This is a genomic window from Arcticibacter tournemirensis (assembly GCF_006716645.1).
Classification (GTDB): domain Bacteria; phylum Bacteroidota; class Bacteroidia; order Sphingobacteriales; family Sphingobacteriaceae; genus Arcticibacter; species Arcticibacter tournemirensis.
On sequence record NZ_VFPL01000001.1, the window covers coordinates 3,478,928 to 3,490,769 of the forward strand.

General features: G+C 42.5%; 13 protein-coding genes. 7 read left to right on the forward strand and 6 right to left on the reverse strand.

The window, feature by feature from the left end:
• Positions 1-8 precede the first annotated feature (8 nt).
• Positions 9-818 (forward strand): class I SAM-dependent methyltransferase, encoded by an 810-nt coding sequence (locus tag BDE36_RS14660; RefSeq protein ID WP_141815470.1) that lies wholly within the window; start codon positions 9-11, stop codon positions 816-818.
• Positions 819-890: 72 nt separating this feature from the next.
• Positions 891-3,137, forward strand: coding sequence for a glycoside hydrolase family 2 protein (locus BDE36_RS14665; protein WP_141815471.1), 2,247 nt, complete (start codon positions 891-893; stop codon positions 3,135-3,137).
• 71 nt (positions 3,138-3,208) lie between these two features.
• Here BDE36_RS14665 and BDE36_RS14670 read toward each other — a convergent pair whose 3' ends face one another.
• The 4 genes from BDE36_RS14670 to BDE36_RS14685 all read right to left on the reverse strand — a co-directional run bounded on the left by BDE36_RS14670 (position 3,209) and on the right by BDE36_RS14685 (position 5,292).
• On the reverse strand, positions 3,209-3,613 hold the full coding sequence (locus tag BDE36_RS14670) for a VOC family protein (RefSeq protein ID WP_128767573.1): 405 nt from the start codon (positions 3,611-3,613) through the stop codon (positions 3,209-3,211).
• Positions 3,614-3,705: 92 nt separating this feature from the next.
• Positions 3,706-4,272 (reverse strand): sugar O-acetyltransferase, encoded by a 567-nt coding sequence (locus BDE36_RS14675; RefSeq protein WP_141815472.1) that lies wholly within the window; start codon positions 4,270-4,272, stop codon positions 3,706-3,708.
• A gap of 23 nt (positions 4,273-4,295) precedes the next feature.
• Complete coding sequence (locus tag BDE36_RS14680; RefSeq protein WP_211360924.1) at positions 4,296-4,655, reverse strand: TfoX/Sxy family protein; 360 nt, start codon at positions 4,653-4,655, stop codon at positions 4,296-4,298.
• A gap of 223 nt (positions 4,656-4,878) precedes the next feature.
• Entirely contained in the window at positions 4,879-5,292 is a 414-nt protein-coding gene (locus BDE36_RS14685; protein ID WP_141815473.1) for a MerC domain-containing protein, read from the reverse strand.
• A gap of 251 nt (positions 5,293-5,543) precedes the next feature.
• Between BDE36_RS14685 and BDE36_RS14690 the strand changes: the two genes are divergently transcribed.
• From BDE36_RS14690 to BDE36_RS14700, 3 genes are all read left to right on the forward strand, one after another.
• Positions 5,544-5,885, forward strand: a complete 342-nt coding sequence (locus BDE36_RS14690) for a hypothetical protein (RefSeq protein ID WP_141815474.1) — start codon at positions 5,544-5,546, stop codon at positions 5,883-5,885.
• 427 nt (positions 5,886-6,312) lie between these two features.
• A complete protein-coding gene (locus BDE36_RS14695; RefSeq protein WP_141815475.1) occupies positions 6,313-8,022 on the forward strand; it encodes a sensor histidine kinase in 1,710 nt (569 codons plus the stop codon).
• Between the two features lie 69 nt (positions 8,023-8,091).
• Complete coding sequence (locus BDE36_RS14700; RefSeq protein ID WP_128767578.1) at positions 8,092-8,643, forward strand: hypothetical protein; 552 nt, start codon at positions 8,092-8,094, stop codon at positions 8,641-8,643.
• 21 nt (positions 8,644-8,664) lie between these two features.
• Here BDE36_RS14700 and BDE36_RS14705 read toward each other — a convergent pair whose 3' ends face one another.
• Positions 8,665-9,222, reverse strand: a complete 558-nt coding sequence (locus tag BDE36_RS14705; protein WP_141815476.1) for a hypothetical protein — start codon at positions 9,220-9,222, stop codon at positions 8,665-8,667.
• A 262-nt stretch (positions 9,223-9,484) separates the two neighbouring features.
• On the opposite strand from BDE36_RS14705, the gene BDE36_RS14710 reads away from it, so the two are divergent.
• Both BDE36_RS14710 and BDE36_RS14715 read left to right on the forward strand, forming a co-directional pair.
• A complete protein-coding gene (locus tag BDE36_RS14710) occupies positions 9,485-9,982 on the forward strand; it encodes a DinB family protein (RefSeq protein ID WP_141815477.1) in 498 nt (165 codons plus the stop codon).
• A gap of 38 nt (positions 9,983-10,020) precedes the next feature.
• A complete protein-coding gene (locus BDE36_RS14715; protein WP_141815478.1) occupies positions 10,021-11,472 on the forward strand; it encodes a PQQ-dependent sugar dehydrogenase in 1,452 nt (483 codons plus the stop codon).
• 4 nt (positions 11,473-11,476) lie between these two features.
• Here the strand turns inward: BDE36_RS14715 and BDE36_RS14720 are convergent, their stop codons facing one another.
• Positions 11,477-11,767, reverse strand: coding sequence for a GNAT family N-acetyltransferase (locus BDE36_RS14720; RefSeq protein ID WP_128767582.1), 291 nt, complete (start codon positions 11,765-11,767; stop codon positions 11,477-11,479).
• Between the last annotated feature and the right edge of the window lie 75 nt (positions 11,768-11,842).

Sequence of the window (11,842 nt, forward strand, 5' to 3'; positions counted from 1 at the left end):
CAAGCATTATGAAGCCCGAAGACAATTTCATAGAAATAAACAAACACTCGTGGAATAATAGAGTAGATACGCATGTGCATTCAGAATTTTATAACCTTGAAGGGTTTTTAAAAGGAGAGACATCTTTAAACCCTATTGAATTAGAGATACTTGGAGATATTAAGGGAAAAAGGATTTTACATTTGCAATGTCATTTCGGACAAGACACCATTTCATTAAGCAGGCTCGGCGCAAAAGTCACCGGTATTGATTTTTCTGACAAGGCAATTGAAAGTGCCAGAAAAATTGCCAGGGAGACCTCTTCAGACGTTCAATTTATCTGTTGCGATTTGTATGATTTAGGAAACCATCTGGATAAGCAATTTGATCTTATTTTCACGAGTTATGGAACTATTGCGTGGTTACCCGACTTAGATAAATGGGGAAAAATAATCTCCAGGTTTTTGAAACCAACCGGGAAATTTATTTTTGTAGAATTTCATCCTGTGGTTTGGATGTTCGACGAGAATTTCAATAAAATCAGCTATAATTATTTTAATGTAGCACCGATAGCGGAAACAGAAAGCGGAACTTATGCGGATAAAAATGCAAGCATATCTCAGTCTTATGTAACATGGAATCATAGTATGAGTGAAGTGATAAGCAGCTTGTTAAATAATTCTTTAGAACTTAACGAAATGCGGGAATATGACTATTCTCCTTATAATGTTTTTAACAATACGATTGAAATAGAGCCTAAAAAATTCAGAATAAAGCATTTCGATAATAAAATTCCGATGGTATTTTCAATTGTTGCAAGCAAGAAAGCTGAAGGGTAATAATCTTCAAATAGTTTCTATATTTTATTCATTTTCTGTTAGTTTAGCTTCCTAAACCACAGAATATCACCAATGATCAAGACACTCACCAGATTACTTCCGTTTGTTTTTCTGTTCACCTTCACATCAGCTCTTTTTGGTCAGGACTGGACGTTGAAGCAAGCTCCCTTAATGACAAAATGGGCTGCACAGGTCGAGCCCAAAAATCCCCTGCCCGAATATCCGAGACCTCAGATGGCACGCGAAAACTGGATGAACCTGAATGGCATCTGGCAATTTCAGGCTAACGGCACGAATGACGGCGTTCCAATTGGTAAAGATTTATCGGGAAGTATTTTAGTACCCTATCCGGTTGAGTCGGCAATATCGGGTGTGATGAAACATCATGAACGAATCTGGTATCGCCGCACTTTTACTATCCCTTCCAAATGGAAGGGCCAGCGCATCATGCTCAACTTTGGCGCTGTCGACTGGGAATCAGAAGTGTTCGTTAACGGAAAAAGTGTTGGAGTGCATCGTGGCGGATATGATCCCTTCAGCTATGATATTACTCCCTATCTTTCAGGTAAAGGGCCGCAGGAACTTATTGTCAGGGTGTTTGATCCGTCGGAAAACGGTGGTCAGCCCCGTGGTAAGCAAGCTACTACGGGTATAGAAATTATGTACACTCCCTCAACAGGAATCTGGCAAACCGTCTGGCTGGAACCGGTCCCCAAAATCAGCATTGATGACATTAAGATCACTCCGGATATTGACAATTCTTCCTTAAAACTGACAGTGAATACAATGGGATCCGCTAACGGTGTTTCGGTTGCTGTAAAGGTTAAAAATGAGGGTAAGATAGTGAAGTCTGTGGTTGGTAATCCGAACACTGAGATAACCATTCCCGTTCCTGATACCCGGCTTTGGTCACCCGACGATCCCTTCCTTTATGATCTTTCAGTCTCTTTAATTCAAAACAAGAAAACCGTCGATCATATTTCCAGCTACTTTGGAATGCGCAAAATTTCAGTCGGTATGGTTGATGGTGTTCAGAGAATATTACTCAACAACAAATTTGTATTTCAGCTAGGTGCACTGGATCAGGGTTTCTGGCCCGATGGCATTTATACTGCGCCGACCGACGAGGCTCTCAGATATGATTTGGAGCAGCAAAAGGCTTTAGGTTTTAACATGATCCGTAAGCATGTGAAGGTAGAACCTTACCGCTGGTACTACTGGGCCGACAAGCTAGGTTTCTTGGTATGGCAGGATATGCCCACCGCCCAGTCATATGGTGGTGTGGGTGCCGATGCGAAGCAATATTCTACTGAACTGGCCAGGATGGTACAAACACACTGGAACGCTCCGAGCATCATTATGTGGGTTGTCTATAATGAAAAATGCGGACAGGATGTTATTAATAAAACGATACCTACCCCTGTGTTAACAAATATGGTTAAGGAGCTCGACCCTTCCCGCCTGGTTAACGAAGCAAGCGGGTACGACTGGTATGGTTCGGGCGATATTGCTGATAGCCACACCTACCCAGCTCCGAAATCTATTCCAGGCAAACCCAACCAGGCTATTGTTAGCGGCGAATACGGCGCTACAAAATATCCTCTCGGAGGGCACCTCTGGGGTAAGGATAATGTAGTTGAAGTGACCTCTGAAGATGAATATATCAATCGTTACGAAAACTATGCAAATGCACTTTGTTACCTGAAAACAAAGGGGCTAAACGGTGCAGTATACACTCAAATCACCGATGTTGAAACCGAACTCAACGGTATCATAACATACGACCGTGCTGCTTTTAAAACGGATATAAATAAGTTAAGAACATTTAACTTAAATGCTATAAATAAGGAACTCTCGCTCGAAGACGTGTTGCCTAACTCCCAAAATCAAGGTCAGTCATGGAAGTATGTCACCGCCGCCCCTGCTGCATCGTGGTACAAGGCCAGCTTTAATGACTCAGGCTGGAGCGATTCAAAAGGTCCTTTTGCTTCTGCGGGCACACCGGATATCATTATTGGAACTTCATGGACTTCATCTGATATTTGGTTACGCAAGCAATTCAGTATGGGAGCGCTGAGCGCAGAGGATTTGAACAACCTGGTATTCAACCTCTACCATGATGACGATTGTGAAATTTACATCAATGGCGTTTTGGCTGCTTCAATCAAAGGTTTTTCAACCTATTCTATCGTTCCGTTTAATGAAGTAGCAAAGAAAGCATTGATTCTAAATGGCACCAATACCATCGCTGTCCATTGCCACCAGGATGCTGGCGGGCAGGGAATTGATGTAGGGATCGCTAAAAAGATTATTAAATAAGCATAAACACAGACATTATACTATTTAAACTGCAAACGGCAGGATGCAAAAGATGCACCCTGCCGTTTGTTTTACACTTCGTTATTTTCTTCCTCTTTTTCCTCTATGGGTTCCCATAGTTCGATGATATTCCCTTCGGGGTCAAGCAAATGCACAAATTTCCCGTAGTCATATTCTGCAATCTCATCAACTACCTGAACACCACTCTCTTTAAGCTGAGCAACCAGTTCGACGAGGTTTTCCACGCGGTAGTTGATCATAAATTCTTTCTCCGAAGGCTTAAAATATTGTGTATCCTTAGGGAAGGCCGACCAAATAGTCAATCCCTTTTGATCAGGGTGCTCTGCGTCGCGCCATTCGAAGTTAGTGCCATAGGGGCCCGTTTTTAAACCGAGGTTTTGGGCATACCATTCGTTAATTTTTTTGGGGTCGTCGCATTTAAAGAAAATGCCTCCAAGGCCGGTTACTTTTTTCATAATCGATTTATTGATTTAATTCTATCTTCAAAATTGAAACATTCATACATTGTTCACATCATCCTTTAGTATGATTTTGAAGATAATGCTGCTTATTCGTCCTTTGCTATTTGCCTGATCACCCTGCATGGATTGCCGGCAGCAAAAACATCCGCTGGAATATCCTTAGTAACCACACTTCCTGCACCGATCACGCTTCTATCCCCTATTGTTACACCGGGACAAACAACTACGCTCCCGCCTACCCATACGTCTTCGCCAATCATGATGGGCCTGGCATACTCCCGTCCCGAGCTCCGCTCAATATGGTTAAGCGGATGTGTAGCCGTATATATCTGAACATTAGGCCCGAACATTGTACGACTGCCAATAACTACAGGTGCTACGTCAAGCACAACACAGTTGAAATTGAAAAACACCTGTGCGCCAATTTTTATATTATATCCGTAATCACAATAAAACGGTGGCTGTAGCCATAAACCGGCTGCTGCGTTGGGTATAAGTTCTTTTAGGATCTGTCCTCGTTTTTCAGGTTCGTCCTCCCGTGTTTCGTTTAGTACTTTTATCAGCAGGCGGGTTTGTATCCTGTCTTCGGTTAATTGTTTGTCAAGCGGATCATACATTTCACCGGCAATCATTTTTTCTTTTTCTGTTTTCATATACGTAGTATGGAAGCACTTGTTCAGGGCGCGTTTCGTTTACTTTTTTTAGATGATTTAGCTTTAGGATTAAAGTCGAGGCATAACTCCACCCAGTGTTTCAGATCTTTTTGCTGAATAGCACCTTCTATCGGGACATATACAAAATCCTTGCTGGCACGTCCTCTCATAATCATTTGCCGGCAGGTACCTTTTCCGAGCTCTTCGGCTGCGCTGGCCTCGCCAATCCGGCACAACAGATCGTCGTTTGTAACGCATATAAGCATCTTGTCGTCAACCATGAAGCACAGACCATTAAACATCGTCTTTTCAATTACATCCTCGTGATCAACCAGCAATTCTCTGATTCGGTCTGCCATTTGCAAATCGTACATTCTTTTCATAGGCTTATCTCATACTAAACCTAAATTAGGAATTACTATGATTATTCCCTAATATTTCGATATTTGGCTGTACCAAATTCAAGGAATAGCGTTTTGGTCGTCGTAGAAACGACAACCACATGGTGCCCATGGCTATTAGCGCAATCAGTATGCTGAATGTGTTTGCAGGATGGGTTGAAAGTTGATATTGCAATTAAGCCGGCAGCGACAACAATTTTCTTTCTCATTTCAATAGATTTTGATGAACTAAAGGCTGATGCATCCGGCAACGGGTAAATCGCCAGTTTATATAATGAGCAAGAGCTATAGTGAACCCTCCTGCCGGAATCAATACAGGCTCAAGCACCTTGTGCCCCGAAAAATGCCCCATAGCAATAAGGAGGAATCCACTTAGTAACGTTGCAATTGGCGTTATCCTGCTGTGATGTTTTTTAAACGAGACACCAAGGGAAAGTATTCCGATCACAAGTGCGGCTCCTATCATTGTTATCTCAACCCATTCTTCTGCTAAAAACTCAAGTCCCCACAAGGGAAGCAGTGTGAGAATTAACGGTACAACTGAGCAATGAACAGCGCAGAGTACACTTGCCACCATACCGGCGTTGTCCAATCGTCCTGTTAACTTTTGTAGTTTCATTTTGCAAAACTAACAAAAGCAACATTATTGCAATAAAACATTTGCAACTTTATTGCAATTATCAATTACTGAACGAGTGTTACATCCTGATATAAAACATCAAATAAGCACTGCGCTTACCTAAAGATTATCTTTTAATTAATCAAAAACTATCCTCATGGGACTTTTCTAAAGTAACCCATAGGAAAAACAACAAGAGTGTGTCAAACATATAAACAGACAATATCTTCAACGATTTAATTGATCAGGTCATGAAAATAAAATCATTTTTACCACTTTTCGCTTTATTATTTGGAAGCATAACTCTTAGCGCGCAAACTAATCCGAATAACAAGGGACAGGGAAACGGGGCAGGTCGGTGCGCTGCTTTTGTAGACAACAGTAAAAACGGTGTCTGCGATAACTATGAGAACCGGAATACGACAACTGTACGTAGTAACTCTCCGGGACGACGCAACTGCTGCGGCAACGGCCGCGGGAACGGATGCGGAAATGGCTATGGTAATGCCAAAAGGAAAGGCAACTCCGGCAACTTCACAGACGCCAACAAAAACGGAATCTGCGACTACTATGAAGCAGCTCCTAAAAAATAGGACTTCCATCGTCCAATGACGGCCGGGTGTAGTATATCCATTAAAAATACACCCGGCTTGTATAAAAAGCTGCGACACTGAGGCATCGTTTTTATACTATTCATACACCTGAATCATACTTCCTTTCGATTATAATTGTAGTTTTGTCTGATAAAGATAGCAGGCATTTGTTCGATGACGCTGCCGCCCTAAATAACAGAGGTAAGGAAATCTTCCAGATTACCTGAAAATATAAAAAACAGATAACCCTGTTGATAATAGGCCCGTATAAAAGGCGAGTCTGAACCTTCCCTCTTCAGTTAGACGCTACCGGTTCGTGCAAAAGATACAGTGACTAATGCCGATGCTGATTTTCGGGACGAATTTTAGATAATTGACGAACTGACATCGATTTGGATTGGCCCGCTGCTGAAGCTGGCCTATATTAATGCCTTTAGAAAACGGTGAATATTTTATGGAATACCGGAAATTAGAAGAAGCCCTTGAACGACAGAATAAACTTATACGTACAATAACCGAAAACGCTACCACCGCCCTCTTTACAATGAATACTGAGGGATACTGTACCTATATGAATCCTGCGGGAGAAAGAATGTTCGGATATACGGCCGAAGAAATCGCTTCAACTCCCCTGCATTATCTTATTCATTCCCGTCGTCCTGATGGCAGTCTTTATCCGATTGAAGAATGCCCTATCGACCGGGCCTTGCCCGAGCATACAACGGTAAGGGCCCACGAAGATGTTTTCTTCCGTAAAGATGGCTCTCCGGTTCCGGTTTCATGTTCAATAAGTCCGGTCTATGAAAACGGACATCCTGTGATAACGGTTTTGGAAGTGCACGACCTGACCGAGCAAAAAAAACACGAAGAGGCAATACTGCGAAACACAAAGAATCTCGAAATTCTAAATTCCATAGGCAAATCGATCTCTGCCGAAATGGATCTCCGGAATATATTGCAGAAAGTAACGGATGCCAGTACCAACCTTACAGGAGCACAATTCGGGGCTTTCTTCTTCAATACAGTAAAAACCAAAGGCGAATCATACCTGCTTTACACTCTATCGGGAGCAACGGCAGACACGTTTAAGGGCTTTCCAATGCCAGGAAAGACACCTTTATTTCATCCTACCTTTAACGGTGAACGTGTCATCCGCAGTGACGACATTACCATGGATCCGCATTTCGGGCACAATTACCACAACGGAATGCCCGGCGGACATCTCCCTGTAGTGAGCTATCTGGCCGTGCCGGTGATCGCCAAATCTGGCGCCGTGATAGGCGGCTTGTTTTTTGGCCATTCAAGGCCTGGTGCTTTCAGCACCGAAGACGAAAAGATGGTGTCGTCGATAGCATCCCAGGCTGCAATTGCTATAGACAATGCCAAACTATTTGACAAAGTAAAAACGGCAAACCGCCAAAACAAACGGCTGCTTAAGATTGCTAAACAGTTGGATGATAAAAAAAATGAATTCATGAGCATTGCAAGTCATGAATTAAAGACTCCAGTAACAAGTATCAAGGGATATCTCCAGATAATTGAAAAAATAGCGAAGGCAGAAGAAAAACCAATTTTAAACGGCTTCATTACAAAGGCGGCGCGACAAGTGGATAAATTAACCTCCCTTGTAAACGATCTGCTCGACGCAACCCGGATACAAGCAGGAAAGATTACTTACAATTTTACGACGTTTAATTTTGGCGACGTACTTGAAGACTCTATCAGTTCACTGCGGGTAGTTAACAATACTCACACGATTGAGATTAACGGAGACCAGAATATCTTCATTACAGCCGACAGGATAAGGCTTGAACAGGTTATATCCAATCTTCTGTCGAATGCGGTTAAATATTCTCCTGAAGCAGATAAGATCATTCTAAACGTCAATCAGGAAGAAGAAATACTAAAAGTGGAAATAATCGACTTTGGCATAGGAATAAGTGAACATACCATTCCTAATATTTTCGACAGGTACTTCCGTGAAATCGATAAAAACTACCAATTTAATGGCCTGGGCCTTGGGCTTTATATCTCCGCCGAAATCATAAAAGGCCATAATGGCATGATCTGGGTTGAAAGCGAACCAGGTATGGGCGCTACCTTTTCTTTCACTATTCCTGTCAACCAGACAACCTGAGCTGTCAGATAAATAAATAAAAGTTATAACTTTTATCGCGCAATTGCGGTATACATGTAAAAAAGCCGCATGAAAACAATCGACAGCCATTTCAGACATTTCTTGTCATTTAGTCCCGAAGCCGAGATAAAAGGCAGTGCTATACTGAGGGCAGTAGAAGGACTAGGAGCGTATTCAAATCAGGTATATACACTTTTAAGTCTCGAAGGCTTACCTATGATTTATGCCGAGGAGTGGTATAACTTGCAAAAATGGCTGAACGTACTCAAACTGGTTTATACGAAGTATGGTGCATTTACGCTGCTAACCCTGGGCAAATCAGTCAGCGACGACTTTCCTGAAAGCGAAACTATGGACTTACAGACCGCCCTGTCCTTGCTGGATTCGGGATATAGATTCAATCACCGGAACGGGGACGTTGGAGGTCTGGAGCTAACCGGATTCGACAAAGAAAAGCGGACTGCAGTTTTTAACAGCCACAGTCCCTATCCCCCTGAGTTCGGCAAAGGCGTAATCCTTGGAATAATGAGGAAATTTAAACCAGATAAAGGTGCTGTTCCGGAAATCATCATCGAAAATACAGAAACACCTTTGAGTTATACATACCACATTTCCTGGTAAGCCCGAATGTCCGTTGTTCTGCTATTCTTTTGCTGTTGCCTGCAACGGTTCACCGCCAGCTTCAGCGACCTTGTTCACTGTTGGACTCGCAGTTTTAGAACCCGGAACCTTCGCCCCTGAAGGCCTAGACGAAGCCGCCGGTACAGCAGCATCCTTTGCTATCGCTTCGGGAACACCACCCTTCTGCTTAAATGCGGCCAGCTCGGTCTGCAAAACTTCATTTTGAGTGCTCCACTCTTTCTCCTGCGCCTTTAAAACGTCTACAACATTACGTAACGCAGATATTTTAGTAGTCAGACTTTGTATGGTAGTATCTTTAGACATTAATAATGCTGTAAGGCTGTCAGCTTTGCTCTCCAGACGTTTTATAACCTCATTATGCGCTTCAGTAGCTCCCTCCAGTCTCGCCTGTTTAATTTCGAGCTGGTGAAAACTTTCACTTTTTGCTGATAGTGCCTTTTGCAGGCTATCCGCCTTCAGCGTCAGTATTTCTATCATTTGCTTCTTGCTCTGTGCACTGGCAGCACTCATGGCTATTACAGCCACACCCATAATCAGAAATAATTTAATTGCTCTCATAGCCTTACTTTTAATTCTTACCACATTTAATAACTCAGCACCTTAAATCTTCGGGATCCAACTGACTACCTCATTCAAATACCAGCCCCTAAAATGGAGTAAAAAACTAAAGATCAGCCAATTGAAGCCAGACGTTTTCAATTAACATTAACTAAGTTTGAAAGTTTAATTGTTTTTTATTTTTTTTCAGAGAAGAATATTGCTGCTGACATAAGGTTGTCAGCTCCGGGTTATTTCTTTGTATCACACAAAAAAAACAACCATGTCAATTATTGAAATGCTCTTAAAAGAACTGGATCAGGAATCACAGATCACACGCAAAATGCTGCAGCGTGTACCCGACGACAAGTATGACTGGCAACCGCACGAAAAAAGTATGACCCTGCGACAGCTTGCTATACATGTTGCCGAACTACCATCCTGGATTATGATGGGACTTACCACCGACGAACTTGATTTCGCCACCAGTCCTTACGATCCGGTGCCTGTTAACAACAATGCTCAGTTACTGGAGCTTTTTGAAAAATCGCTTGCAGAAGGCCGATCGCAGTTAGCTGCTGCAAATGAGGAGAAGCTGGAAGAAAAATGGACTCTTCGCAACGCAGACCAAATCTATTCGGTAATGACGAAAGGAGAAGTAGTAAGGCATTCTCTCAGCCAAACCATTCACCACCGCGCACAATTGGGTGTTTACCTGCGGCTATTGAACATTCCAATTCCGGGAACTTACGGACCAAGTGCTGATGAGCAGGGTTTTTAAATAAATTCCCTATATTTATTGGTCTACAGACCTCCTTTATGTTGAAATATTTAAGTACAATAGCCTTTATAGGATCAATAATCATTTTTTGTTCCAGCTTCAGTAAGCAGGCCGATAATTCGGCACAAATAGCAACGCTGCCTTCATTAAAAGATTCTTCCGGCTTTAAAAAGGCTGCGTTGAACTATACTACTTACTGCGCCGGATGCCATGGCGAAAAAATGGATGCCTTTGTTGACCGTAAATGGAAATTTGGAAATTCACGTAAGGACTTATTCACTTCTATAAAACTGGGGCATCCGAACGAAGGAATGCCTGCCTTCGACGCTACCTTTAGCGACGGGGAAATTTATCAGATATCTGATTATATCTTGCATGGCATAGAGAATGTAAGCAAATATTCCTTTAATGAGAGGCCATCCTCAAACATCTTTAAAACAGAGGAAATGACCATCAGGCTCGATACTGTGGCCAGAGGAATGGATGTTCCCTGGGGGATGGCCTTTTTACCCAATGGCGATATCCTCGTTACCGACCGAAACGGGTCATTCTATCGTGTAAAGAAAGATAAATCGCTTCAACCGATAGACGGTGCGCCCGAAGTGCTTAACCGCGGACAGGGCGGACTAATGGATGTTGTTCCCGATCCATCATTTAACGAGAACAAATTTATTTACCTCTCCTATTCTAAATTCAGGAAGGAAGGCGATGCTGTTCTTGCAACTACGGCAATAATGAAGGCAAAGTTAGAGGGTGATAAATTGATTGAACAAAAAGACATATTTGTAGCGCTTCCTTATTCGCGCACGCAGCATCACTACGGCTCAAGAATGCAGTTCGGCAGAGACGGGTATTTATACTTTTCTGTTGGAGAAAGAGGCAATGAAAAGGAAAATCCGCAGCAGATAAAGGCCAATGATCTGGGCAAGATACACCGGATCAAAAGTGATGGCAGCATCCCATCTGATAATCCTTTTGTCAAAACTAAAGGTGCGGAGCCTTCTATCTATTCATATGGGCACCGCAATCCGCAGGCGCTCACCATACACCCGTTAACTGGTAAAATATGGGAGACGGAACATGGCCCCCGGGGCGGAGATGAGATTAACGTTATTGAACCTGGCAAAAACTATGGCTGGCCTGTAATTACCTATGGAATAAATTACAACGGCAAAATAATAAGTACCATCTCCTCAAAACCGGGAATGGTTCAGCCTCTGCATTACTGGATACCATCTATCGGTCCAAGCGGAATGGCATTTGTTACCGGCGACCGCTACAAGAGCTGGAAAGGTGATATTATGAGTGGTTCACTACGGTTTAAATATTTAAACCGCAGTGTCTTAAAGAACAACAAAGTGGTAAAAGAAGAAATCCTGTTCAAAAATATCGGGCGTGTGCGTGATGTAAGGATGGCTCCCGATGGCTACCTCTATATCGCTGTGGAATCCCCCGGAACTATTTATAAGCTCGTGCCGATAAACGAATAGCGATTCATTCTTCACTCAGCAACCGGTTCCATTGTGGATGACGCTTAAGGAATGTCGCTACATAAGAACAATAGGGTACCAGCTTTAAGCCGCGTTCCTCTATGTCGTTGAATGCTTTTTCTACCATTCCGGCAGCGATTCCTTTGCCTTCGAGTTCTTCAGGCACTTCTGTATGCGTAAGGTAAATGATATTGTCCTTTATCTCATAGTCGATAAAAGAAAGAAGTCCCTCAACTGTTAGTTCATACCGTTGCTTACTTTCATTATTTACCAGCTTAATATCGTTATATTTCATATAGTACAGTGACTTTGAAGTTTAAAACAAAAAATTATAGATTTTTTAAATTTATTTGCAACCTTTCATACCTCG

What these genes read in the sequence shown, in the direction of transcription:
- BDE36_RS14710 (WP_141815477.1), top strand. Translation starts at nt 9,485, where the DNA reads ATGTCAATTATTGAAATGCTCTTAAAAGAACTGGATCAGGAATCACAG.
- BDE36_RS14690 (WP_141815474.1), top strand. Translation starts at nt 5,544, where the DNA reads ATGAAAATAAAATCATTTTTACCACTTTTCGCTTTATTATTTGGAAGC.
- BDE36_RS14700 (WP_128767578.1), top strand. Translation starts at nt 8,092, where the DNA reads ATGAAAACAATCGACAGCCATTTCAGACATTTCTTGTCATTTAGTCCC.
- BDE36_RS14685 (WP_141815473.1), bottom strand. Translation starts at nt 5,292, where the DNA reads ATGAAACTACAAAAGTTAACAGGACGATTGGACAACGCCGGTATGGTG.
- BDE36_RS14695 (WP_141815475.1), top strand. Translation starts at nt 6,313, where the DNA reads ATGCCTTTAGAAAACGGTGAATATTTTATGGAATACCGGAAATTAGAA.
- BDE36_RS14660 (WP_141815470.1), top strand. Translation starts at nt 9, where the DNA reads ATGAAGCCCGAAGACAATTTCATAGAAATAAACAAACACTCGTGGAAT.
- BDE36_RS14720 (WP_128767582.1), bottom strand. Translation starts at nt 11,767, where the DNA reads ATGAAATATAACGATATTAAGCTGGTAAATAATGAAAGTAAGCAACGG.
- BDE36_RS14675 (WP_141815472.1), bottom strand. Translation starts at nt 4,272, where the DNA reads ATGAAAACAGAAAAAGAAAAAATGATTGCCGGTGAAATGTATGATCCG.
- BDE36_RS14670 (WP_128767573.1), bottom strand. Translation starts at nt 3,613, where the DNA reads ATGAAAAAAGTAACCGGCCTTGGAGGCATTTTCTTTAAATGCGACGAC.
- BDE36_RS14680 (WP_211360924.1), bottom strand. Translation starts at nt 4,655, where the DNA reads ATGAAAAGAATGTACGATTTGCAAATGGCAGACCGAATCAGAGAATTG.
- BDE36_RS14715 (WP_141815478.1), top strand. Translation starts at nt 10,021, where the DNA reads ATGTTGAAATATTTAAGTACAATAGCCTTTATAGGATCAATAATCATT.
- BDE36_RS14665 (WP_141815471.1), top strand. Translation starts at nt 891, where the DNA reads ATGATCAAGACACTCACCAGATTACTTCCGTTTGTTTTTCTGTTCACC.
- BDE36_RS14705 (WP_141815476.1), bottom strand. Translation starts at nt 9,222, where the DNA reads ATGAGAGCAATTAAATTATTTCTGATTATGGGTGTGGCTGTAATAGCC.